Origin of the sequence: Gilliamella sp. W8136, assembly GCF_016101285.1 — a bacterium.
Lineage (GTDB): Bacteria > Pseudomonadota > Gammaproteobacteria > Enterobacterales > Orbaceae > Gilliamella > Gilliamella apicola_N.
Map to the genome: position 1 here is coordinate 59621 of NZ_JACFQU010000001.1, position 24969 is coordinate 84589.

At 33.3% G+C, this 24969-nt stretch carries 18 protein-coding genes, 1 tRNA gene, 1 other RNA gene and 1 pseudogene; 11 read left to right on the forward strand and 10 right to left on the reverse strand.

Features of this window, described 5'->3' with window-relative positions; all coding sequences use genetic code 11:
- Positions 1 to 28: 28 nt before the first annotated feature.
- The 3 genes from fruB to fruA are packed head-to-tail and all read left to right on the forward strand — an operon-like array spanning position 29 to position 3869.
- The gene (gene fruB, locus H3T96_RS00255) at positions 29 to 1228 is read left to right on the forward strand and encodes a fused PTS fructose transporter subunit IIA/HPr protein (protein WP_144091276.1); all 1200 of its coding nucleotides are present in this window, start codon (positions 29 to 31) and stop codon (positions 1226 to 1228) included.
- Positions 1228 to 2163 (forward strand): 1-phosphofructokinase, encoded by a 936-nt coding sequence (gene fruK, locus H3T96_RS00260; protein WP_144091277.1) that lies wholly within the window; start codon positions 1228 to 1230, stop codon positions 2161 to 2163. Before fruB ends, fruK begins: the two co-directional genes overlap by 1 nt.
- 8 nt (positions 2164 to 2171) lie before the next feature.
- Positions 2172 to 3869 (forward strand): PTS fructose transporter subunit IIBC, encoded by a 1698-nt coding sequence (fruA, locus tag H3T96_RS00265; RefSeq protein WP_144091278.1) that lies wholly within the window; start codon positions 2172 to 2174, stop codon positions 3867 to 3869.
- Positions 3870 to 3924: 55 nt separating this feature from the next.
- On the opposite strand, the gene H3T96_RS00270 is transcribed toward fruA, so the two are convergent.
- Complete coding sequence (locus H3T96_RS00270) at positions 3925 to 4500, reverse strand: TIGR00730 family Rossman fold protein (protein ID WP_144091279.1); 576 nt, start codon at positions 4498 to 4500, stop codon at positions 3925 to 3927.
- Between the two features lie 146 nt (positions 4501 to 4646).
- On the opposite strand from H3T96_RS00270, the gene H3T96_RS00275 reads away from it, so the two are divergent.
- The 5 genes from H3T96_RS00275 (at position 4647) to H3T96_RS00295 (ending at position 9397) form a co-directional block, all read left to right on the forward strand.
- Positions 4647 to 4722 (forward strand) — tRNA-Asn (locus H3T96_RS00275).
- A 273-nt stretch (positions 4723 to 4995) separates the two neighbouring features.
- A complete protein-coding gene (locus tag H3T96_RS00280; RefSeq protein ID WP_039126609.1) occupies positions 4996 to 5724 on the forward strand; it encodes an outer membrane protein in 729 nt (242 codons plus the stop codon).
- 394 nt (positions 5725 to 6118) lie between these two features.
- Positions 6119 to 6856 (forward strand): carbonic anhydrase, encoded by a 738-nt coding sequence (locus tag H3T96_RS00285; protein ID WP_144091280.1) that lies wholly within the window; start codon positions 6119 to 6121, stop codon positions 6854 to 6856.
- Between the two features lie 1021 nt (positions 6857 to 7877).
- The gene (locus H3T96_RS00290) at positions 7878 to 8786 is read left to right on the forward strand and encodes a DUF5655 domain-containing protein (protein WP_144091281.1); all 909 of its coding nucleotides are present in this window, start codon (positions 7878 to 7880) and stop codon (positions 8784 to 8786) included.
- Positions 8787 to 9049: 263 nt separating this feature from the next.
- A complete protein-coding gene (locus H3T96_RS00295) occupies positions 9050 to 9397 on the forward strand; it encodes a hypothetical protein (protein ID WP_144091282.1) in 348 nt (115 codons plus the stop codon).
- A gap of 177 nt (positions 9398 to 9574) precedes the next feature.
- Here the strand turns inward: H3T96_RS00295 and H3T96_RS00300 are convergent, their stop codons facing one another.
- The 6 genes and pseudogenes from H3T96_RS00300 to H3T96_RS00330 form a co-directional block, all read right to left on the reverse strand.
- The gene (locus H3T96_RS00300; RefSeq protein WP_144091283.1) at positions 9575 to 10117 is read right to left on the reverse strand and encodes a hypothetical protein; all 543 of its coding nucleotides are present in this window, start codon (positions 10115 to 10117) and stop codon (positions 9575 to 9577) included.
- Positions 10118 to 10834: 717 nt separating this feature from the next.
- Positions 10835 to 11473: a GNAT family N-acetyltransferase gene (locus H3T96_RS00305; protein ID WP_144091284.1), complete on the reverse strand. Its 639-nt coding sequence runs from the start codon at positions 11471 to 11473 to the stop codon at positions 10835 to 10837.
- Positions 11474 to 11646: 173 nt separating this feature from the next.
- Positions 11647 to 12294: pseudogene (locus H3T96_RS00310) on the reverse strand (integrase arm-type DNA-binding domain-containing protein).
- 183 nt (positions 12295 to 12477) lie between these two features.
- Positions 12478 to 12842: a transfer-messenger RNA gene (gene ssrA, locus H3T96_RS00320) on the reverse strand.
- Between the two features lie 293 nt (positions 12843 to 13135).
- Complete coding sequence (locus H3T96_RS00325; RefSeq protein ID WP_086351332.1) at positions 13136 to 14527, reverse strand: MFS transporter; 1392 nt, start codon at positions 14525 to 14527, stop codon at positions 13136 to 13138.
- A gap of 143 nt (positions 14528 to 14670) precedes the next feature.
- Positions 14671 to 16074 carry a glycosyl hydrolase family 32 gene (locus H3T96_RS00330; RefSeq protein WP_144091287.1) on the reverse strand — a complete coding sequence of 468 codons (1404 nt, stop codon included), beginning with the start codon at positions 16072 to 16074 and terminating at the stop codon, positions 14671 to 14673.
- 285 nt (positions 16075 to 16359) lie between these two features.
- Here H3T96_RS00330 and H3T96_RS00335 point away from each other — a divergent pair, with 285 nt between their 5' ends.
- Positions 16360 to 17352, forward strand: coding sequence for a LacI family DNA-binding transcriptional regulator (locus H3T96_RS00335; protein WP_039128890.1), 993 nt, complete (start codon positions 16360 to 16362; stop codon positions 17350 to 17352).
- Positions 17353 to 17974: 622 nt separating this feature from the next.
- Positions 17975 to 18871, forward strand: coding sequence for a DMT family transporter (locus tag H3T96_RS00340; RefSeq protein WP_086327149.1), 897 nt, complete (start codon positions 17975 to 17977; stop codon positions 18869 to 18871).
- A gap of 58 nt (positions 18872 to 18929) precedes the next feature.
- Here H3T96_RS00340 and H3T96_RS00345 read toward each other — a convergent pair whose 3' ends face one another.
- Complete coding sequence (locus H3T96_RS00345; protein ID WP_144091289.1) at positions 18930 to 20210, reverse strand: virulence factor family protein; 1281 nt, start codon at positions 20208 to 20210, stop codon at positions 18930 to 18932.
- Between the two features lie 4 nt (positions 20211 to 20214).
- Positions 20215 to 22815 (reverse strand): bifunctional lysylphosphatidylglycerol flippase/synthetase MprF, encoded by a 2601-nt coding sequence (gene mprF, locus H3T96_RS00350; RefSeq protein ID WP_198248554.1) that lies wholly within the window; start codon positions 22813 to 22815, stop codon positions 20215 to 20217.
- A gap of 373 nt (positions 22816 to 23188) precedes the next feature.
- Here mprF and H3T96_RS00355 point away from each other — a divergent pair, with 373 nt between their 5' ends.
- Positions 23189 to 23869 carry an HD domain-containing protein gene (locus tag H3T96_RS00355; RefSeq protein WP_144091291.1) on the forward strand — a complete coding sequence of 227 codons (681 nt, stop codon included), beginning with the start codon at positions 23189 to 23191 and terminating at the stop codon, positions 23867 to 23869.
- 163 nt (positions 23870 to 24032) lie between these two features.
- Here the strand turns inward: H3T96_RS00355 and H3T96_RS00360 are convergent, their stop codons facing one another.
- Complete coding sequence (locus H3T96_RS00360; protein ID WP_144091292.1) at positions 24033 to 24956, reverse strand: AEC family transporter; 924 nt, start codon at positions 24954 to 24956, stop codon at positions 24033 to 24035.
- Positions 24957 to 24969: the final 13 nt, after the last annotated feature.

Consider the following 24969-nt stretch of genomic DNA (forward strand, 5'->3'; position numbering starts at 1 on the left):
AATATAGCAACCCAGAGGTATTTATTATATGTTTCATTTAGTTAAAGAAGATATCCATTTAAATGAACAAGCCCCTAACAAAACTGAGGCGATAAAAAAAGTAGCTGCTGCTTTAACCAGTGCAGGATTTGTTGAGGAAGGATATGTAGATGGAATGCTCGAACGCGAAGATCAAGCAGCAACTTATCTGGGTATTGGTCTTGCTATCCCTCATGGTACAACTAAAACTCGTCATTTAGTTAAAAAAACAGGTGTGCAAGTTTTTTGCTTTCCTAACGGAGTTGAATGGGGTGATGATGGCGAAAAGGCTTATCTAGCCATCGGTATTGCAGCTAGCTCTGATGAGCATTTGGAGTTACTTCGTCAATTAACACATGTGCTTAGCGCTGATGGTGTTGAAGAACGCATCAAAAACATTAAATCAGCAGATGAAGCAATTGCTATTTTAACTGGTAAACCAAGCATAGAAGATAGCCAATTTAGTGTAAATGAATCATCATTATTATTGGATATTCCCGCTGATAGTTTAGGAACATTACAAGCGTTAAATGCTTCACGTTTAAAACAACAAAATGCAGTAAATACTAATTTTATTACTTGTGTGCTGGAGAATAAACCAAACTATTTGGGTTGTGGAGTTTGGTTTAATGATAGTAAAGAAGGTAATTTAAAAAACGCGATAGCGATCAGTCGTACAATAAGTGATTTAAATGAAGATGGTAAACCAGTTAAATTGCTTATCACCATGTCGATGGTTAATGATGCTATTGCCGACGTTGTAAATAATTTGGCCTCTTTAGCATTTAATAAAAAATTAGATCTTTTATTGTCAGCCAATATCGATAAAATTATTGATTTATTGGTTTCTAACCATCCATCTACAGATTCAAATCAGCCTGAAACTGAATTGTCCTCTACAAATCAAACTTCAGATACGAATAATCAAGTATTAACTCGTGAATTTATTGTTCCGAATGCAAATGGTTTACATACTCGCCCATCATCGGTATTAGTTAAATTAGTGAAAGAATTTAAAAGTAAAGTCACTGTTGCAAATCTTGATGGTAAAGCAGAGCCAGTTAGTGCAACAAGCTTAATGAAAATTGTTGCCCTTGGTGCTAAAAAAGGCAGTCGATTACAGTTTACAGCAGTCGGTGATGATGCTGCTCAAGCACTAGATGCAATTGGAAAAGCGATTGAAAGTGGCTTAGGTGAGGGAACTGAATAATGAATTATCGCGTTGCAACCATTACTTTGAATCCTGCTTATGACCTTTTAGGATTTTGTCCCAAAGTAGAGCTTGGTGATGTTAACTTAGTTCAAACTAATGCTTTACTACCTGCTGGCAAAGGAATTAATGTCGCCAAAGTATTATCAGATTTAGATGTTAAATTAACACTAGGAGGATTTTTAGGTAAAGAAAACCGTGATGGTTTTAATTTATTATTTAATTCACTTAATGTTGAAGATAAATTTCAAACTGTAGAAGGTCGTACTCGCATTAATGTTAAATTAACTGAGGAAAATAGCGAAGTAACGGATCTAAATTTTTCTGGTTTTACTATTACTGAACAAGATTGGCAACGTTTTGTTACAGATTCTCTCGAATGGTTAAAAGATTTTGATATGATCGCCATTAGTGGTAGTTTACCAGCAGGAGTGTCACTCGACAAATTCACCAAGTGGATGGAGCAAGTTAAAACAATTTGTCCAAAAGTTGTCTTTGATAGTAGTCGCGATGCATTAGTTGCAGGATTGAAAGCTAAGCCATGGTTAATAAAACCTAATGATAAAGAGCTTGAAATGTTTGTAGGACGCAAATTATCAACGTTAGCTGAAATAAAAGCGGCGGCTATGGAACTTATTAATGAAGGTATAGAAAACGTTGTCATTTCACTCGGTAGCAAAGGCGCTTTGTGGGTAACTAAACATGAAGCATGGTTAGCAAAACCACCAAAATGTCAGGTAGTAAGTACTGTTGGTGCAGGTGATTCAATGGTTGGTGGATTAATGTATGGAGTTATGACCAATCAATCAATTAAAGACACTTTAGTTTTCGCCTCAAGTGTTGCTGCGTTATCTGTTGGACAAGCCGGAGTTGGTATTGCTGATCGTCAGGCTGTAACCAATATGTTGGATAAAATTGAAATCATTGCTGGATAGGAGTATTCATGAATATTTACATAATTGAGGGTAGTAATGCAGGCCCTGTTAATGGACGTTTGGCTAAAGCCGAATTGGTTTTAGCTGCTAATTCATTAAATTTAAACATAGTCGATAGTGTGGCATCTGCAGACGTAACTGTTGCTATTGGCTCAGGTGATGTCAGTGATAAAACAGTTATCGGTAAAAAGGTTTATGTTATTAGTGATCTTAATGATATTTTTGCTGATCCTAAACAAGTACTCATTGATGCACAAAGTAAAGCTTCTATTTTCGAACAATCGACACAAAGTAATACAAGCTCTGTATCAGGCAATGATGTAAAACGTATTGTTGCGGTTACCGCTTGTCCAACGGGTGTTGCTCATACATTTATGGCAGCCGAAGCGATTGAAGAAGAAGCGAAAAAACGTGGGTGGTGGTGTAAAGTTGAAACGCGTGGTTCGGTTGGTGTTGGTAATGAATTAACACCAGAAGAGGTGGCTTCTGCTGATGTAGTGATTGTAGCATGTGATATAGATGTCAATTTAAGTAAGTTTGCAGGTAAAAAGATGTACCGAACTAAGACCGGTCCAGCTCTTAAAAAGACTGCACAAGAATTAGATAGAGCTTTTGAAGAAGCTACAATCTATCAACCAACAAGTTCTGCTTCAACAGCAAAATCAAGTAATGAGAAGAAAGGTTTCTATCAGCATCTATTAACGGGTGTCTCTTACATGTTACCAATGGTTGTTGCAGGTGGATTAATTATCGCTTTATCATTTGCTTTTGGTTCATTTGAAATGGTTGATGGCGTACAAAAACTGGTAGGTGAATCTCATTTAGCAGAAATTGGTGGGCTTGCATTCTCACTGATGGTACCTTTACTTGCTGGTTATATTGCTTATTCTATTGCTGATAGACCCGGTTTAGCCCCAGGGCTTGTAGGTGGTTTACTTGCTGTTTCTACTGGTGCGGGCTTCTTAGGTGGTATTGTCATTGGTTATTTTGCTGGTTATTTAGCAATGTTAATTGCTAAGTATTTACCATTACCGAAAACACTTGAAGCATTAAAACCAATTCTTATTGTGCCATTACTTGCGACATTAGCTACAGGCTTAGTTATGCAGTTTATTGTTGGTACGCCGATCGCATGGCTAATGGGCGCTTTAACTGAGTGGTTGAAATCAATGGGAACTGCCAATGCAGTTCTGTTAGGTGTAATTTTAGGTGGTATGATGTGCACTGATATGGGTGGACCAATCAATAAAGTTGCTTATGCATTTGGTACAGGCTTAATTTCGGCTCAAGTATACGCACCAATGGCAGCAGTTATGGCTGGCGGAATGGTTCCTCCTTTGGCCATGGGTATTGCTACATTAATTGCTCGTAAAAAATTTGCTAAAGCTGAACAAGAAAGTGGTAAGGCTTCATTAGTATTAGGTTTATGTTTTATCTCTGAAGGGGCTATTCCTTTCGCTGCGCGTGATCCATTACGTGTTATTCCTTGCTGTATCATTGGTGGGGCAATTACCGGTGGTTTAGCATTAGCATTTGGTTCACAACTTATGACGCCACATGGTGGATTATTCGCTTTAGCTATCCCAGGCGTTGTTAAACCTGTTGGTGGTTATTTATTATCAATTTTAATTGGTTCTCTTGTGGCTGGTGTTGGTTATGCAGTTCTAAAACAGCCAGAATCAACTGCAGAAATGGCTTCTAATTAAAATCACTTATTTAAATGCAAAATGCCATCAATTGATGGCATTTTTTATTTTTGAATTATTTTTTTACCCAACGTTGCAAATCTTTAGGAATAAAATCATCCATTTTTTGTAGAATCGATTGTGGCTCATCAGACACAATTAAAGTTTTATAAAAACTGTATCTAACAAATCCTTCATCAACAGTATGTTGTAAAAAATCCAGCATAGGTTGCCAAAATTTGGCTGGATTATACAATGCAACCGGTTTTTCATGATAACCAATTTGCATACCAGTCCAAACTTCAAAGATTTCTTCTAAAGTGCCTGTTCCTCCAGGCATAGCAATAAAGCCATCTGCTAATTCAGAAAGTCGCGCTTTACGTTGATGCATATTTTCAACAACTTCTAAACGAGTAATGTTATGGTGTGCTGTTTCGGCTTTGACTAGCCGCTCAGGAATAATTCCAATAACTTCACCACCATGATCTAAAACAGAATTAGCGATAATACCCATTAAACCTTTATTTCCACCACCATAAATTAATCGTCTATTTTGGTTCGCAATTAACATGCCTAATTGTTCTGCAGCTAGGTGATATTCTGGGCGATTACCTTCACTGGCTCCACAAAAAACACAAATATTTTTTTTCATAACTATTTTATTTACCTTAACTATATAATTTTATCTATTCTAACATGTTATGATTGAATTTGATTACAAGCTGAGCAATTAAGTTTAATTAATGTTTTTCACGTTGACATAATCGTTATAGATCGTTACTATCTTAACCCAAGTGTTCCTCCATAGTTCAGTCGGTAGAACGGCGGACTGTTAATCCGTATGTCACAGGTTCAAGTCCTGTTGGAGGAGCCAACCTTTCACCAATTCTTTCCTTTTTATCATTTAATTTTCGAATATATTAATATAAAAATATCAATTGTTATCTTTGACTTTTGTAAAGATTTAGTTTTTGATATCGAGTCAAAATTCATTTCAAAATAGTCGTTATATAATTATCTATTTAATATCAATAATTTAATAAAAAAATATTGATGGTTTTTTTATTGATTTCTGCTATTTGCTGGTTTACACTTGCTAAGTCTATTGAATGACATAAAAGTAATTTAAAAGGAAAGGAAATAAAATATGAAAAAAACACTTGTTGCTCTAGCAACTATCGCCTGTTTCCCAGCTTTTGCTCAAACTGATACCACAGGATTTTATTTAGGTGGTCAATTAGGTGCGAGTATTTTAAAAGCAAACAGTATTAAAGATACGGTATCTTATCATAGTTACTCTGAAGATTTTAAAATAGGATCTTTTAATAAAGGTAAATTCGCAGGGGCATTAAATATTGGTTATAACTTCAAATATGATTATGACCTTCCTGTACGTGCAGAGTTATCTTATACGATGCGCGGTAATTCAAATAAGAAATATAGTCACGGCTATAGCGATGTTGTGGTGCCTGACGATTATCTTAAAACTAGTGACCGTCACAAAGTTCGCATGCATACTTTAATGGTAAATGCATATTATGATATTGAAACTAATTATTCAATTACTCCATTTGTTGGCGCAGGATTAGGTGTTGCTTTCACTAAATTGGATCAAACATATTCAGCACAATATGAAAGCGTTTATTATGATGGATCTGGTTCAGTTGGTATGTCAGATACCAAAACAAAATTTGCTTGGAATGTAGCAGCGGGTGTGACCTATAATATTGATGAAAATTTAGACATAGATTTTACTGGGCGTTATGTTAATGCAGGTAAAACAACTGTAAAAACAAATATTCAAGGTGTTAATGTAAAAGGTAGTGCTAAACTAAGTTCAATTGATTTATTAGCAGGTATTCGTTACACTTTCTAGTATTTTATTTAAACAATAAAGGGCTTTTGCCCTTTTTTATTTTTTCTGTCAGTTTTTTCTATACTCAATTCAAAATTATACTGCAAACTCATTATTTATATCTTTAGTAGCCGATAATTATTTTTTATAGCACCAGATGAATTTTACTCCTTGAATTATAATCCTCTTTTTCATTATTATAAAAGTCAACTTATTGATTTATAATTAATATTATAAACTATAGCTGTAAACAAAATAGCTAGATTGGATGATTTATTGATTTGAAATTACTTTGCTCAACAATAAAATAATTAATAAAAAAAAGAAAAAATTATGTTAATTGTTTGTAGTAAGGTAATTTTTTGTGGCGTATAATTTAATTCCTTTTTATTTAATATTTTAATGTAAATTTAAAATGAAACGAAACATAATATTTGCAACACTCATGTTAACAAGTCTATCTTGTGCAGCAGCAGAGCATACTTCGCACTGGGGATATGAAGGTCAAGAAAAACCAGAAAATTGGGGTAAATTATCACCTGAATATTCAACATGTGAAAACGGTAAAAATCAGTCACCAATCAATATTGATCATGCATTAAAAACAGAACATGAAAGCCTAAAGTTTTTGTTTAAACCAAGTAAACAAGAAATTATTAATAACGGACACACGGTACAGGTTAATGTTTCTGGAGATAACCAGTTAATGTTAGACGACCAAGTTTTCACATTACAACAATTTCATTTTCATACTCCAAGTGAAAATACCATTAAAGGCAAAAGTTATCCAATGGAAGCCCACTTTGTTTATAAAAATAAAGATGGAGAACTTACTGTTGTTGCCTTAATGTTTAATAACGGCGAAGCAAATCCTGAAATTGCGAAAGCCTGGCAACAAATGCCAGCAGAAGTGAATAATAAAATAATTTTAGACAAAACTGTTGATATCAACACATTATTTCCTAAAAAATTAGATTATTACCGCTTTAGTGGTTCACTTACAACTCCACCATGTACTGAAGGTGTTAGATGGATTGTATTAGAACAAGCAGTAACTGCTTCAGATGAACAAATTCAAAAATTCCATTCAACCATGCATCATGACAACAACCGACCTGTTCAGCCATTGAATGGTAGAGTTATTGTTGATTAATGAATGATTTTAATTGGCTTTATTTATATTGATAATAGAGCCAATTGTTGCTATTTTCGAATGATAGGGCTATCACATGACAATCAATTGAAAACAACTTGTATCTAAAAGAACTTTCCTCATGAATGGATCTTGTTTTTTGTCAATGAACAAGAAGTTTAGATGATGAGCTCAGTTCCTGATGTCAGGGAATATAATAGAATTAACAAATAATTTAATTTTATTCTAATGACTCGGCTTCAGCTTCAACCCAAATTGAATCTATCAATAAAGATGAAATAATAGCAACGCTTGAATGTATTATTGCATCATTTTTCCAAAAGAATCACTAATAAATTTAAGATTAATCCATCTGGGTAAGTACTGTGATCAGCCCACATTTATTCCTCTTCTAGACAAAACTATTTTGGTTTCAAAAAATTAATTTATATTTAAAAATCTTAAATCCCGATTTATTCATTTTAACTAAAAGCCAAATGGTGAAAGTTGGTTAGCTAAATATTTTGCTGTAATTGAATGGATTGTCGATGAAATTAAAAATTATAAAAATAATATGTATGCTTTTTTATGAACATTCGACATATTGTGACAAATATCTTGATCGAAAACCAAATATTATAGATTTTGATGTAATCGAAAAAGGCATTGTTGTTTCAAATTCTCAATATCGAGAATCTAAATAAATAAGACCTTGTTACGGTATAATAGAGAAAAATATTAATAATTATTGCATCTTCTATGTATTAAATAATAGCAATAATTAGAAACCACTGAAGACCATTAATAATAGTTTAGCTGGAGTTAATAAAGAAAAAGATATTTACTATCAAAATAATATTAGTAGTTATAATATATATTTGTATAAATATTCTTTTCCTATTGATTTTTATGAATTAAAATAAGGAACTATTATCTAAAAATAGTTAGTTGTACTAATAATATTTGTAACGTTAATATATCAATTAAATAAAATTATACGAATAATTAGTAAATAGCAATATCTCTGTAATGGATAAAAACAATGCAAATCTTCTCAAATAAAAAACAATCTCTTATTCTTTTAAAAGAGAAACCATTTAAATTAGAAAAAGAAATCCAAACATTATTCGAAAATAATTTAGAGATGATTGGTAACTTAACTTTTGTAAAATCCGAATTTAGGATAAAAGATTATCGTATTGATACCTTGGCTTATGACGAAGAGTCAAAATCTTTTGTAATAATTGAATATAAGCGTGATCGTAATTTAAGTGTTATAGATCAGGGTGTTACCTATTTGAACCTTATGCTCGATTATCAAGCTGATTTTATTGTTGAGTATAACGAATCCTGTCAAGCTAATTTGAAACGCAATGAAATTGATTGGTCACAAAGCAAAATTATTTTTGTTTCTCCAGCTTTTACTGATTATCAAAAGCAATCAACAAATTTCAAGGATTTAGCCATTGAGCTTTGGGAAATAAAACGTTTTGAAAATGATATGATCACTATCAATCCAATCAAACGTTCTAAATCAGCGCCAAGTATTAAACAAATTCAACATACCCAAAATTCACCTTTAGATAAAGTAACAAAAGAGTTAATTGTTTATGATGAAGATACTCATCTGAAAGATAAAAACGATGAAGTATCGGAGCTTTATGATAGTTTTAAAAATGCTATTTTAGCATTATCTGCAGATATCGAGATTTGTCCTAAAAAATTATATATTGCCTTCAAAAAAGGTAAAAATAATATTGTTTCAATACATTTACAAAATAGATCACTAAAACTTTGGTTTAATGCTAAAAAAGGTAATCTAGATGATCCTAAAAAATTAACAAAAGACGTCTCAAATGTTGGCCATTGGTCGACTGGTGATTATGAGTTAACTGTGTCTGATACTAATAATTTAGAGTATATTATGAGCTTGGTGAAGCAGATTTTGTAAATTTTTATTGGAAGCTAGTCTTGAGAAAAATAAATAATACAGACTCTATTGAGTTATCGAATCAAGTAGTTATCAAGTATCTTAATTACTATCTTTCGCTTAAAGAATCTCCTGACTATGCTGTGTTGATTAATGGACATTAGGGGGCTGGAAAAACTTTCTTTATAAAAAAATTTCTGAAAAATAAAGATGATTTTATTTATATTAGTTTGTATGGTCTCTCATCCATAGATGAAATTAATACAAGAATATGTGAAGTATCATTGCAAAAAATGGCAGAAAATAAAACCAAGCAAATTAGCGACTGGTCTCTCTACTATGATAATCAAGATCAAGAACTCAAACTCACTAGCTATTTTCTTTCTGGCAAAAAATATACTCAGCCGCTAACACAGTGCCAAGTGAATCCATTTGAGCAAATAAAGGGAAATCTTCTTATTGTTAAGAATAAACCGAAAATAGATTGGATTGAAAAAGCCGAAAGTTATGGGCGAAAGTATACTGTTGTCTATTATCCCAACAATTCCCGACCCTACGTTATGCTTAGTGAGAATATTCAAATCGTATCTGAGACCAATTTCAAAAATGACGATTTAGGGAAGTTTGGGTAACGAGGAAAACTTATGGCTTAACACGTTGCTGTTGGTTTGTCGTACGCAAAGCTTGTTCAGCGTGAGCACAATATTAATGAATATTCACTTTTTGCTAGCTTACGCAAACCAAAGCAAATTGATGCTATTTTTATTTAATAAGAGTAACTGTGATAATACTTTGATTTAATTATAATATTAACCTGAAGTAAAACTGGTAACATAGATATAGTGAAACTCTGTCTCCATAAAATATCCCAAGTCTTTCATATAATTGTCAGGATTATCGACAAGCTCAAATAAAGATATCAAAGGAAATTTATCCATTATATCATTAATGAAATTTGAATCTTCTTCAAGATTCATGTGATAATACAAATGTTTAGCAAGCTGTTTTGCTGTTATATTAGTCGATAAAGCATTAAATTGGATAACATTATCTTCAATATAAAAATATTCATGAATTAATTCATTAATATATTGCTTATCTATATATACTGGAGGTTCATGATTTTGATATAAATCATCCCACCCATGCCCAGTAATTATTAAACGAGTACCTAAAATATAAAATGCTTCGAGTGATGATTTTACCTCTGATTTATTGATAAAACAGTAATGCACTGAGCTCTCGCCATCTTGTAATACCGTTGTATCTAATAAATTGATTAATTCGGTGATATCTGTTTGAAGTATATATTCTTTAAAATGATTTGCATTGATAGATTTAATATTATTCATTTTAGTGTCACGATAGCTTATTTGAGTGAATATTGACGATTTAGGTTTCAATAAAAAGTACTTTTTTAACAATAATTGGTTAATTAGGTTCAACAACAAATATTCTTTTTTGATCCCGTTTTCAACCAGTTTGTTTACCTAAACCTTGTCAATCGTTGGAAAAATATAGCATAAATTCCATTTTAGTTAAAGCGTTAACAGACAATGCACAACAATTTTTGTTGATGAATATTCAATATGTTAGTGCATTGGGCTAGGATTATTCTTGCGAAACTGATCGCAATTTTTAATCAATAAAATTGTGTTTGCAAGATTGCTCTCAAAATAGCGAAGCTTTGCTTACATCATACCGAAGCAAATCGTAAATTTGAACATCAATCAGGGGTTAGGTGGGGTGGTGAACTTGATTATACTTTTTTTGACTACAAATTATTATCGCCATACAAACCTACTGAAGCATAAACAAAAAACAATTTCTTATTCACTCAATGTCAACATTGGAAAATTATCGTAATTTATGCATTGCATTCAACAATCAAATACAACATTCAAGTGCTAATATACAGCAGGAAAGTTGTGTCTAAAACAAGGAAGTGGCGATAAATAGTAACTTTTTTATAATTAGTTAGGTCTAAATATAAGCCTAAATGCCTCAAAAAAGCACGGTTAGGAATTTAGTTTGAGTGAAGCTTTACAGTACAAAGGTCTCAATAAACATCAAAGTAATTTATACATATGGTAATTTATCAGTACCTGATTTTTTCTGTATATTTTGTTAGTCCGCTTTATTTTAAACCCCCATTTTTTGAAAATTGGCATGGCCACTTTTGAAGCATCTACACTCAATTGTGAAAGCTTTTTCTGGTGCGCCAAGTCAAGCACATGGTCATAGAGTTTTCTAGCTATACCACGCTTTTGAAAGTCAGGATGCACGTAAAAACAGTCTATGTAACCATCATCTTTAAGTTCAATAAACCCTGCAAGGCGTGAGCCAAAGATAGCCATCCAAGGATGAGTGTTATCTAAACGTTTTAACCACATCTGATAATCTGGTGGTGTTGGGCACCATGCTTCTTGCTCTGCTTTGCTATAAATATCGGTATCAATAGCATGAATAGTCGAATGAAACAAATCGCATATTTCAGAGGCATAGAGTGAAGAATATGGCTTTACTTCGATTTTAGATGCAGAATACTCAAATTGTTTCCTATTTTCATTATGATTTGCTCTAGCAAGACTTTGCACTTCATTATCGCCAACATTGACAAGGCTGGCTTCCGTTGTACTGTATCCCTGCTCAACGACCAGAGCTGCTGCATCTCGTTTAAATTCTGTTGTGTAACTTCGACGGTTCATTATCATGGTTCTCCTCATTTTGATGATGTTATTTTACCACCTTATTTGGTGTCTGAAATTATTAAACCACTACAAAGAAAACCTTTATATCTAGGAGGAGAGGGGCAAAAGTTCATAACGAAGCATCCTAAAAATCACCCGTACACGTTCATTCCAGCGCTAACCCGATTTTTTTAGTTTTTTGGCATTTGTCCTTTTGTTAGGCTTTCAAATGCATCTTTAATCTTGACGGCTGGGTTAGCCTCAATTAAGCCTATATTCACAGCATAAAACATAATTTCATTAATGCGTTGGCAAAGTCTTTTAATCGTTTCTAATTTGCCACTTGCTCTTAATGGCTCCATAACTTTGATGAAGTCTTTTGCCTTTAATTTGAAGATGGAACTATTCCCGATGTAAGGAAAAATATGTAACTCTAATGAGTTCCAAATACCTTTTAATGTAATTTCAGTTAATCCTTTACTGTTCTTAACTTTAAACCAGTCAGTAGCCACTTTTTTAAATGTACTGGTTATTTCTTCTTGCTTGCGCTGTTCTAGTTCTGCTTTATATTCTTGAGGATCTATACCTTGTTTAATTAGTTCTCGCGCTTCATCTCTTAGCTTTCTTGCTTGCTGTAGTGAAACTTCTGGATAACTGCCAAAACTTATTAATGCCACTTTTTAGGTATACGGGCGCGTATACTTAAAACGCCAAATCTTGGAGTTATTTGCTTTGATTAAAAGATACATACCGCCACCATCGAATAATGAATAATCCTTATCTCTTGGTTTGGCTGCTTTTATTTGTGTGTCGGTTAATGGTAGAGTCTTTCTTGCCATAATGATTTTAGGTATACGGGTTTTAGGTATATTGCATTCGTATACCTAAGCATATACCTAAAAATTCTGGTTGTAAATGTATCTTACTGGTGCTTAATGAATAATAAAATGAGCTTTAAGCCTTGTGCTTATTGACTTTGATGTGTTTTAAAGGATTTAAAAGAATGTTACTGTTTATTGAATTGGTGGAGCTGGCGGGAGTTGAACCCGCGTCCGAAATCTCTACATCCTTGGTACTACATGCGTAGTTTGTCTTTAAATTTCGCTTACCCGCTGCGGACAAACACGCCACTGATAAACTAGCTTGATTAAATTTAATGCTTCCGCCCCAAGCAAGGCTTCCACACGATCTCGTTTGGGTTTGACTCCTCTTGATCCCCGTCCTACGAGCGGAGGCTAGGGAGAGAAGGCTCTATGCAGGTTATTAAGCTGCTAGTGCGTAGTTTTCGTCGTTTGCGACTATTTTTTTGCGGTTTATTTACGAGGCCTACCGCACCTCGGCATGCACCTTGGGTTTCGCAAATCCCGTCGAATCCAGAATCAGCCCCAATTGTGATATGTAACTTAATACAATGTCGGGGCATTATATGTGAATTCAAGATGTAATACAAGTTAACTTGCCTTGTGATTAATCCTGTTCTTATTGTTTTTTCGTCTTTCAAAGTAGTAATATTATCAATTGTATCTTTCTTGCGATTTTATATCAGTATTTAACTCCTAATACTCTGACATATAGTGATATTAAAACTTTAGTTTGTGTTGAAGCAGTTATTCATATAAGTTGTTATTTGATGGTAGCGAGGGAATAATCATGAAGATATCCATCCCTCGTTTCGGTAGATTAATAGACGTTGTGCGTTCTTTGCGCTAGTTCTTTGATAATGTCAGGATAAATTTTTTCTAAAGTATAAAAGCGCAATAATATAATGGTGATAGCACTTAAGATTAAAGGCGAATAAATAAATAATATTTGTAGGGTCGTTAGTACGCTTTCTGGTTGATTTGCAACATCATCGGTAGCAATGTAACCCGCCATACCTAATACCCAACCAATGCCTCCGGAAGCGATACCACTTCCTAATATGGCACTGAAACTTCCGCCACTATAGACTAATCCATCATTTCTAATACCAAATTTCCATTCACCATAATCTATTGTGTTGGCTAACATGGAATACGCATTTCCCATAATTGGCGCAAAACCAGCACCACGTAATATTGTTCCTATTATTGCAACATTCGTATCTTGAGGGGCAACGGCCATGATGGTGCTTCCTAAAATAATTGTGGCCATACCGACAATGATAAATGTTAATCGGCTCATGATTTTTAGAATATAAGCTGAACACATCAATACAACAACTAACGGTAAAGCAAAAGCCATATTGATTAAACCAATAAGTTGACTATCGGCTAATAGGTATTTTGCATAGTAAACTCCAACGCCATTGATAAGTCCTAGGATACTAAAACTTACTAGCATGGTAAAAAACATAGTTACCCAATATTTATTAGCAAGAAGGGTTTTTAATGAAACACCAATTGATGGTGCATTGTAATTAAATTGGTTAATTGGTTTAATACGTTCTTTAGTATTAAAAAAAGTATAGAAGAACGTAATGATTAAAATTGCGGCGTAAATTATCATAGTGAACTGCCAACCGCGTTCACCTCCACCAAAAAAATTGACCAAAGGTAAGGTAATATAAGGAATAATTAGCATGCTAGCAAAATAGCAAAGCATACGATATGTATTCAAGCGACTACGTTGGTAAGAATTTTGAGTCATTAATGCAGCAAGCGTACCATAAGGTATATTACTTGAGGTATAAATAATCCAATGTATGTTGAGCGTAATGCCGGCAAAAATTAATAATGCAAATTCACTCCAATTTTCTGGTGCACTAAATACCATTATCAATGATAGACCAAATGGAATGGTTGACCATAAAATCCATGCCCGAGCTTTACCATGTTTACTTTTAGTTCTATCAACAATATAGCCCATAACCACATTAATTACAGCATCAAAAACACGTGAAAATAGTAGCACTGCACCTAATAAAGTTGCTGAAACTCCCACAATATCGGTATAGTAGTAAAGTGCGAAAGTTCCAACGGTAACACCCGAGAACCCTGTTGCAAAATCTCCTAATCCATAGGCAAGTTTTTCTTTAAATGAGATGTCATGGTCAGGCATTTGACCATTATTATCCGTTACTGTTGTGTTCATTATGATATCTCCAGAGAAGTTTCCAAGTTCAGATTACTGGTGATAGTCGCCTATCTAAACCAAGGCTTTTAGCCTATTCAATGACGAAAGCCTTGATAATGATGATCATCTAACTTGCTAGTTAAACGGTCTGATAAGCACTATTACCATTTTTCTGGAAAACATCCTTCATTTGAAAAAGTATTGTTTTTACAACTTAATGTTCCATCACTGACAGCAATTGCTAATCCACTCCCTAATTGATCATAGCCTCGGACATTAAGTGCAGTGCCATCAATGTACAAAGTAAATAGCGTATCATCAGCAATGATCTGTATGTCATATTCGCGATCAGCTTCAAGATGAATAGGGCGCTCTAAACCTTTATTCATTACACGATACCAAGGATAACAAGGGGTTTTATCAAAAGTTAATCGGTTATCGACAAGTGAAAAAATAAAGTCATAGGATTCCCCAGTTTGTTTATCTTTCATTAAACGTATTGAAAAATCACGAGTACCTTTACTGAATTTCACTGTCGTTGAAAAACGGAATGTTTTGCCCGTATTTTCAATTAATAATTGTTCTTGACGTGCGAAAGGTGAATTAATCGAAAAATCATCAATTTTTTTAGGGTGAGTAAAACAGTTCCATAAGCTATCAACGACTTTTACTCCTAAAGTATGATCGGGTTTTTGATAAACTTCATGAGGAACAAAAGTACCCGCCCATTGGAAATTTTTTAAATCATCGTTATCTTCTTTTGTTGGTACCCAGCCAAAAAGAATACGACGTTTACCATCAAATGCAGTTCTTGCTGCATAGTAAGCTCTACCATCAAATGCATCGTCAGCAGGCGTAATCCATGGACCTTCTAAAGATTGGCTCATTACGTAGCGTGTTTTACTTTGATCACTGTATTCGGTATAAACCAAATACCACCAATTACCGATTTTAAATAAGTCTGGCATTTCAATCATGGTGTATTTACCTGCCACCCAAAAATCACCTTGGAACTGCCAATTTTTTAGATCTTTTGAAGTGAAAGCAACAACTCGGCCTGATTGTTCAGTTTTAGGACCTTGCAATCTTGCGCCTAAAATTAATAGGTACTCTTGTTTTTCATCGTTCCAAATAACCCAAGGATCGCGCCAATCACTAATATCATAACCAGCTTGAGGTGTTAATGTTATGAGTTCAGAGGATTTATGCCATGTTTTAAAATCATCACTCCAAGCATGTAATAAGACTTGTGATGTTTTTCTTTCTCTTTCCCAATTACGGTTGTAACCAGTATAAAAAGCATGTCCTTTACCTTCTGCCTCAAACACACAACCAGCATAAATAAACTGATCGACATCTTGTTCACCACCTTTTTTTATTGAATCACCAAGATTTTGGTAATTAACAAAATCAGTTGTAGTCGCAAGCGACCAACCGAATGGTTCTCCAAATGGGCATGGATTTCGATTATCACGTTGATCATAAAGATAAAAAGTACCATCCTTACCAAATGGCATTATATCGCCAACCCAATACCCTTTTGGTTGATAATGTAATTTTTGCATTTTTTACTCCTTCTTTTTTAACATGGACAAATAACATTACGTTGTCATTTATTTTGATAATCATTTATTTCATTTCATGTCAACCGCGTTCATATGTCAACCGAGACCATAGTTAAAATGATAATTTTGTGAGAGACATCACTTATTAGAAGGTAGTTTTGTGATGAATATCACTAAAAAAGATGAAGACCAAGATGTAAATCAATTCAATTACAATGATTTACGCCATAACAAAAAGCATTATAATTATGTGGATATAATATAAATTTTGATTAAAGGATGAGTATGAAATTAAGCAGAGATGATGTTGCTAAGTTGGCAGGGGTTTCCGCAACCACTGTATCGAGAGTATTAAACAATCGTGGGTACATTAGTGCAACAACTCGACAACGAGTTCAAGATGCGATGGAAACGTTGGGTTACTACCCTAATGAATTAGCACGTTCATTATCGAATAATAAAAGTAATTTGATTGGTTTAATTTTTCCTAGTTTAACTAACCCCTTTCAAATGGAATTAATCAGCTATTTAGAAAGAATATTATCTCGAAAAGGTTACAAAATATTAATTTGCAATAGCCATCATAACCAAGAGGAGGAAAAGAATTTTTTAACTATGTTAAGACGTCATCAGGTTGAGGGGGTAATTGTAAACTCTATGAATGAAAATTTAGCTGATTACCTAATACCTGATCTGAATATTGTTTCCATTGATCGCAAAATTAATGAAACAATACCGGTTATTTCATGTGATAACTATGCTGGCGGTTATCTGGCCAGTCAATATCTAATCAATCAAGGTTGTAAAGATATTCTTTATATTGGTTCTATTACAAATGACAAACATGTCGATATGGATGCCAATAAACGGTATCAAGCTTATAAAGATAGTATTAAACTCGCAGGAATTAAATCAATTACTCTTGATATGGATTTTTCAATTAGTTATCAAGAAAAGTATCAATTGATTAAAGACCGTTTACAGTCCCAACATATTGACGGAGTTTTAGCCGACGATTCATCAGCAATTGCCACTATTAATGCTGCCAGAGACTGCAAATTATCTTTATCTAAACAACTAAAAGTTGTTGGATTTGATGGTGCTGAATTGACTTTACAACATATGCCATTTTTGACTACGATTCGTCAACCAATTGCGCAAATTGCACAAAATGCGGTTTCTGTATTGCTCGCCATGATTAACGGCGAACCATATCACAGCATCACTGATTTACCAATAACTTTGTATCAGGGTCAAAATGAAAATAACCTGTTATAAACTTTTTATTAAAAGAAAAAATGCTATTTTGTCATTAAAGACTCAAAGTTAAATTAATTATAATCAAGTTCAGAAAAGTGATTTTGAGAATACTGTGTAATAGTATGAGTATTTTAGTATTTGGTAATGAGTTAAAACTAATTTAAAAATACTAAATAGAATAATAAATGCTTAAATTTCAAAAAAAATTAAAATATTTAATTAATATTAATCAATTGGTTATATGTTTTTTATAAAAATATGAAAAATATTTCAATTTAAATTGAACTTTTTACGATTTAGTTTGTCTATATAAGCAGATTATGTTTTTTCATTTTTTGCCCTCCACTCGAATATTCGAGTGGATTTTTTTTATCTACGATTTTACTTATAACTCATTTTTCTACATTCGCATCGTTTTATATCGTCATATTACTCATTAAAGTCAATGATATATCAAAACTTATTGAACAATGATCAACAGTAAGTTAAGATTCAGTGATTTTTAACTTTCTAATAAAATAGCGTCACTTTTATTGTTATCAAGGCTTTTCTCTTTTGTTTAGTTTCTATGTCTAAATTGGCAAAGAAGTAGCAGGGTAATGAATGACATATAAATAATAAGTAAACAGAGAGAATTTTCATGTTATTTTCATCAAGTACAAAAGGACACCTGATAACTCTGATGACAGTGTTTGTTTGGGGAATAACTTATGTTGCAACCAAAGTTTTACTGACAGAATTTAAACCCATTGAAATTCTCTTTTTTCGATTTACCTTAGGTTATGCCACACTTTGGTTATTATCTCCTCGCTTTTTTGCTTGGCAGGGAATTAAACAAGAACTGATGTTCCTTGGTGCTGGTTTTTGTGGAGTAACGTGTTATTTTCTCTGTGAAAATATTGCATTAACATATACCACCGCGTCAAATGTTGGGGTGATCACCACATTAGCGCCAGTATTTACTGCGATATTGGCGATCTTCTTTCTGAAAACTGAAAAACCAGCTAAAAGTTTTTATATTGGTTGTCTATTTTCGATGATTGGTATTGTGTTAATTACCTTAAATGGAAAATTTGTATTATCCGTTAATCCACTAGGCGATTTATTGGCAGTGTTTGCATGTCTATTTTGGGCATGTTATTCAATATTAACTAAAAGAAGCAGTAACTATGGTTACAATATTATTTTATTAACGCGAAGATTCTTTTTTTACGGTCTAATATTTATGTTGCCAGCGCTTTATTTATTTGATTTTGAATGGAATTTTTCAAGGTTTAATCGGCCAGTCAATCTATTAAATATCTTATTTTTAGGTGTGGGTGCATCTGCAATCTGTTTTGCTTCTTGGAATTATGCAGTGAAATTAGTCGGTGCAGTTAAAATTAGCATCTATATTTATTTGGTGCCAATTTTGACAATTATTAATGCAGTGTTAATTTTAGATGAACCTTTTACGTGGATTGCGGCAATTGGTACATTATTTACACTTGGTGGCGTGCTATTGTCCGAAGGTAAAATTAAACTTAAAAAACATTAATATTCTAGCATGTTTTATTAATGCTTTGATTTAAAAAATATTACCTAAAGCGCTACATTTATTGCATACGTTTATCGATAGCTTGCATAATAATTTGCCCTAAATGCTGATAATTTTCATCAAAATGATGGCCACCCGGTAATTGAAATGCTTCGCCTTTCATCTCTGGTTGTAGGCAGCCAGTATCCTCTTTTTCTTCTTCTCCATAGATACAAAATAATTTCTTTTCTGGGATCTGCGCAACCTCAGGTGCGGTTTTCATTTCATCACCAGATTGCCCAAGCCACCCGCTGACTTCTATTTCAAAATTAGCGTCTTTGGAAAAAGCTATCATGATTAAAGCTTGAATACTATTTTGATCTTCTTTAGATAAACGATTGTATAGTGCAGGTAAAATATCACCACCGAACGAATAGCCAGCTAATATAAACTTAGTTGTTCCCCACTTTTCACGATACTGTTGCATTAAATAAGTTAAATCTTTAGCACTACGTTCAACCGAGCGATGTTGCCAAAACAGTTTTAATGCATCGACACCAACCACCGAGTAACCATGTGAGGCCATATATTCAGCTGAAACTTTATCTAAATCTCGCCATCCACCATCACCCGAATAATAAAAAGTTACGCTATTAGGATGTTGTTGTTTGTTTTTCGCGGGTAACTCAATGATTGGTAATGGTTTATGCTCATCAAATAAAATGGATGATAAATGTGAACTTAAAAGCTCGGTTGGTGATGCTTGATATTCACCAATTTCAGTCGTTACTTTAATCAGTTTTTGTTGGCGAGGAAAAATCGCAACTTGTTCATCAGGGGGATTGTTCCAAATAACTCGCCATGTTCCATGTGTAGCTTGATCTGGTAAAGGTGCCTCACAATCTTTATGATCTAAAGCGAACTCTATTGATAATGCTTTAGCGTTATCATCTTGTTGTTTAGAGAGCCAACGGTAAGCAAAAGCTGCGCCTTCTTCCATACCTGCAACTACAAATTTATGCTCATTTAATATTTTGGTTGCTTGATTAAAACGATTTTGTTGTTCGTCACAACTTGCCTGAGGTTTTAATTCAAATTGAACCAATTTAGCGCCCATCTTTTCAGATAAATTTAATAATTGTTGTTCAGTAAAAAAATCTTTTTGCGTAGCAACAATAATCGCAGCTGCTTCTGCTGAATTTTTGGGGTTAGCTAATATTACTGAAAAATCATTATTTATGGTGACGGTTTTTACAGTTGCACTGCCACTTTTTTTTATATAATACCCACCAATAAATACAAGCAAGATAATCAGTAATATGAAAATTAATAACAAAAAATAGCGTATGAAATTTTTCATAAGATCAGCTCTTTTTCTTTTTTAAGCCAGTTAATCCACCCGAAATCAGCATAGTGGTATCAATTAAAGCAACAAATGGATCAAGTCCTGCAGGAACAGCCATATAACGCGGTTCCCAATGAGTTGCAAATTTGTCTTTAAAACGACGTAATCCTTGAAAATTATAAAACCGACCTCCACGCCTAAATACTAACGCACCTAGCCTTTGAATTAATGGGGCTCCACGTCTTCTTTGCATGCCTGATAGAGGTACCATACCTAAACTAAAGTATTTAAATCCTTTTTCTTTATAATGCAGTATTAAACCAATCATTAAAAATTCCATGGTTAGTTTAGGTATATTTTGAGCAAACCTCATTAGATCGATGCTAGCTGAGTAATGTTGATTCGTTTCAAGTAAATTGACAAAAGCAATAATGCGACCTTCAAATTTGATAGTAGCAATAGTGAAATTATCTAAATATGGCTTTGAAAAAGATCCCAATGAAAATTGTTTTTCTTTAGAGTGTTTGTTTTTTAGCCACGTATCGGAAATGACTTTTAACTCATCTAGTGGTGCAGAACCTGGTGCATAAAACTCAAGACTAAGTCCATCGCGTTGGCATCTGTTCCATGTATAACGAAGATCTTTATACCCTTTAGATGAAAGATTAAACTCTTCTAAATCAACTAAAGCCTCTTCGCCTAATTTTATGGTTCGTAAACCAATATCCATATAAAAAGGTAAATTGGCGGCTTTAACTTGATAAAAAACTGGGCGAAGATGATGGGCATCACATAAATCTCGAAAAGCCCAAATTAAATCAGCGCGTTTAGTGTTATCGCCAATCGGATCATACAGTGCTACCATACTTCTGCCACGTTTAGCATACATAATGAAAGCAGTGTGTGATTCATTGAATAACAGTGATTTATCGCCAGTCATGGCGAGTCCACCTTCTGGCTGAGCTGAATCTAAAATAATTTGATGAGCTTTAATTAACTCTTCGCGTTTTGGACTATTTAAAATTGGCAGAGCAGGATGAAATAGCCAATAGAGCATAATACAAATTAATAAAATAAAACTACCCAAGGTTGCTCTTAATGCACGCGGCACTCGGGTATCTAATTCAAATTGCCACCATAATGAATGGTTGTAAGGTACATCTTGATAAATAAATAATATTAACCATACAAGAACCGCAATTAAGCAAAAACAGACAGCAAAGGATTTAATCGGAAAAGGTAATACATTTAATCGACTTTTGCGATAAAAAGCGTGTCTAAAATAGATTAATAACATCGCAATCGTTAATAAAGTACCAGCTTCTATCCAATGTAAGCCCCGTAAAAGTGAGCAGATGCTACCTAAAAACAATAAAATGACCGAAGCAACCCAAGCCGAATAAAGTCTTCGGCGTAGACCCACAGCCAAGAGTAAACATAAAACACCGATTAAACTCGCGACTAGATGAGCAGTATTAATTATTTTATTGGGAATAAATGTATTGACTAAGTAGTGATTAAATCCGGGAAGAACACTTGAAAACATCATTACTACACCCGCAAAAAATACAGCAGCAGCCATAATAATAGCTGCAATACCGGTTTCTGTTTCTTTAACTTCAGGCAAAGTAAAAAGGTGCTTGTTTTCATTTATTAAAAGTAGAAAGCTCGCTATAAAAAGTGGTATTAAAATATAAATAATACGATAAATAATTAACGCAACAGTTAATGACGCAGCTCCAATTTCAGATGAAAATGCAGCTAACATTACTGCTTCAAATACCCCTACACCGCCAGGAATATGGCTTAGCACTCCAGCAACTAAAGCCAAAATATAGATCATAATAAAGGTAGTAAAATGGGGTTGTACTGGTAATAAAAAGTAGAGAATGGCTCCTGCTAAAACAGTATCAATTAAAGTAATTACAAATTGGTAAGATGCAAGGCGTAAATTAGGTAAACGTATCGACCAGTGAAATAGTTGGAATAATTGAGTGTCTTTATTCGGTTTTGTTTTTAATCGATTGCAATATAAAAAAATTAGTATGCCGGCATAAAGGCAAATTATGCCACTCGAAATTAACCCTATCCAGTTTTTTGATAAATGCAATGCCAGCATAGTATTTTTAGTATTTATTAAGGCCGCTAGCGTAGCCAGTAGGGGTAGGGTAAGTCCTAATGATAACGTAACAAATATCGACATTCTGGCTACGTCGATAGTCGTTAATCCTTGTTTGAAATATAATCGGCAGCGAATTGCACCACCAGATAATGCTGATAAACCGATCGCATTGCCAATGGCTGAAGCACAAATACCACCAAGCGTTATAACCGATGGCTTTAATTTTACACCTGCATATCGTGTTGCAGACCATTCGCAGCCAATAAGCATCAAATAACTGCCTATAGCAGATAAGCAAGCAAATAAAATAGCTTTAATTGAAAGTGTGTCAGCCGCATTTTTTAAATCGCATAGATTAATATCTTTAAGTAGATGCCAGCATAAAATAAGTGCAACAAAGAAGATGGATAAGCCAAACAATAACGTTATAAATTGACGATAGCGAGTGAAGTATTCTATCAATTGCCAAGGTAGAACTTTACGCGCTAATATTTTCACGTGAGCAACTCCAATACGTGCTTCAATAGGATTTTAGATTGGCGCATTCTACCGTTGCAAACTAATGAAAACAATCGTGAGAAACTAAAGGAAATTTAAAAAAAATATTAATCATTAGAATTTTTTTACAATAATTGTCTATTTATTGAATGTTGAATAGGCTAAAGGCTCAGATTAATGAAATCGAATTAATGATTATTGTTAAACACAAATCAAAGAATAATGAATTATCTAGTAACTTAATATTTTCAAGCTTAATTAAATTAATAGCCATCTAATTGTGGTAATCTATTTAATTTAGGTTTAGCAAAATCTTTACCAAAATTTTTAAATTGCTATTTTCACATTAATTAAATGGATAATTATAAATTAAATGAGCACAGACCAACCAATTGAATTAACACAAGAACAATATCAGATTATTGAAAAAATAAGAATTTATGTTAAGCAAAAGCTTGCTAATGATTTTTCAGGCCATGACATGGCACATATTGAGCGCGTAGTTGGATTAGCAAAAAAAATTTTACCTTACGAACCAAAAGCTAATGCCTTTATCGTAATTTTAAGTGCTTATTTGCATGATGTCATTGATGAAAAAGTTATTAATGATGTCAATCAAGCGACAAATGAACTATATAATTATCTCAATTCACTTAACATTTTAAGTGATGATATAAAAATGATATTTGATATTATTGAAAATATGTCTTATCGAAAAAATCTAACAGGTAAAAAAACTTTATCACTAGAAGGGAAAATTGTACAAGATGCTGATCGCTTAGATGCTATTGGAGCAATAGGGATTGGACGAACGTTTTATTATGGAGGTAATAAACATAATATTATGCACGATCCAACTATTTTACCAAGAACGGTTATCAATGAAGAAAATTATAAACTACCCAATACTGTAATTAATCATTTCTATGAAAAACTGTTTCTACTTAAAGATATGATGAACACAGAAAAGGCCAAAAAACTGGCTATATCAAGACATAATTTGTTAGTTGAATTTGTTAAACAATTTGAAAACGAGTGGCAAGGTAAAGATTAATCTTACTATGGTCAATTGATTGGTAGCAATGGCTTTAACGTTATAATTGATTACCCTTTTTAAATGGTATGTCTGGGAGTGATGATGACCTTGTTTATTAATAAAAATAAGGTTTTTTATCGTTTGATTTAGCGATCTCCGATAAGGAGAACGCTACTTTGTATCAAAAAGGAATAGGGGCGTCAACTAACCATAGCACAGTTGGTAATGTTATCAAACTTAACAAGGTACTCATTAACGTTGCACTTGAAACCAGTTCAGGATTGGTATCAAATTGGACTGACATTAGAGTAGTATTAGCAGCGCTTGGCATTGCAGCTAATACAATTAATACTTGTTTATAAACAGGTAAAATTGGCATAAAGTAGACCAAACAAGTAGCCACCAATGGTGAAATTATCATGCGGGTTAATAATGAAAATGAAAGTTTAGGGTAATCAAGCTGTGTGATCTTTATTTTAGCCAGTTGCATTCCTAAAATAATCATAATAACGACAATAGATGAATCCCCAATCATGCCAATGGATGTCATAATTGATTTAGATAAAGGGACGTGGCATAACTGAAAAATAATACCTAAAAATGCACCATAAGCAACAGGCATACGGATTACTTTCTTAATAACATCTTTTTGACTGACAATATCACTATGAGAACTCCCTTTTACCGCATAATAAATACCAACCGTACTCATCACAAATTGTTGTAATACCATCATAATTACACCAAGATCAAACCCTATGCTACCAAAAAATACTAATAGTACAGGGGTGCCGTAATTACCGTTATTCATAAAACAAGAGCTTAAAATCATGGCACAACGTTCTTTAGTCGAATATTTCATGATTATTGACCAAATTGAGATGATGCATACTAATGATAAGCAAAGTCCTAAAATATAAAAAATGTAATATAGGTAATCAATGGTTAGTGTATGGATATAAAAAGTTTTAAATGCTAAAAAAGGCGAAAGCACATACAGTGACATTTTTGATAAATTAGCTACATCAAATTTTAATATTTTCTGGGAAATAAACCCGACGATAAAAATACAAAAAATAGGAAACAAAATAATAAAAAATTGCATAAACCATATCCTG

Bases quoted from the DNA above. Each gene is read 5' to 3' on its own strand.
- fruB (WP_144091276.1), top strand. From the start codon at position 29: ATGTTTCATTTAGTTAAAGAAGATATCCATTTAAATGAACAAGCCCCT.
- fruK (WP_144091277.1), top strand. From the start codon at position 1,228: ATGAATTATCGCGTTGCAACCATTACTTTGAATCCTGCTTATGACCTT.
- fruA (WP_144091278.1), top strand. From the start codon at position 2,172: ATGAATATTTACATAATTGAGGGTAGTAATGCAGGCCCTGTTAATGGA.
- H3T96_RS00270 (WP_144091279.1), bottom strand. From the start codon at position 4,500: ATGAAAAAAAATATTTGTGTTTTTTGTGGAGCCAGTGAAGGTAATCGC.
- H3T96_RS00280 (WP_039126609.1), top strand. From the start codon at position 4,996: ATGAAAAAAACACTTGTTGCTCTAGCAACTATCGCCTGTTTCCCAGCT.
- H3T96_RS00285 (WP_144091280.1), top strand. From the start codon at position 6,119: ATGAAACGAAACATAATATTTGCAACACTCATGTTAACAAGTCTATCT.
- H3T96_RS00290 (WP_144091281.1), top strand. From the start codon at position 7,878: ATGCAAATCTTCTCAAATAAAAAACAATCTCTTATTCTTTTAAAAGAG.
- H3T96_RS00300 (WP_144091283.1), bottom strand. From the start codon at position 10,117: ATGAATAATATTAAATCTATCAATGCAAATCATTTTAAAGAATATATA.
- H3T96_RS00305 (WP_144091284.1), bottom strand. From the start codon at position 11,473: ATGAACCGTCGAAGTTACACAACAGAATTTAAACGAGATGCAGCAGCT.
- H3T96_RS00325 (WP_086351332.1), bottom strand. From the start codon at position 14,527: ATGAACACAACAGTAACGGATAATAATGGTCAAATGCCTGACCATGAC.
- H3T96_RS00330 (WP_144091287.1), bottom strand. From the start codon at position 16,074: ATGCAAAAATTACATTATCAACCAAAAGGGTATTGGGTTGGCGATATA.
- H3T96_RS00335 (WP_039128890.1), top strand. From the start codon at position 16,360: ATGAAATTAAGCAGAGATGATGTTGCTAAGTTGGCAGGGGTTTCCGCA.
- H3T96_RS00340 (WP_086327149.1), top strand. From the start codon at position 17,975: ATGTTATTTTCATCAAGTACAAAAGGACACCTGATAACTCTGATGACA.
- H3T96_RS00345 (WP_144091289.1), bottom strand. From the start codon at position 20,210: ATGAAAAATTTCATACGCTATTTTTTGTTATTAATTTTCATATTACTG.
- H3T96_RS00355 (WP_144091291.1), top strand. From the start codon at position 23,189: ATGAGCACAGACCAACCAATTGAATTAACACAAGAACAATATCAGATT.
- H3T96_RS00360 (WP_144091292.1), bottom strand. From the start codon at position 24,956: ATGCAATTTTTTATTATTTTGTTTCCTATTTTTTGTATTTTTATCGTC.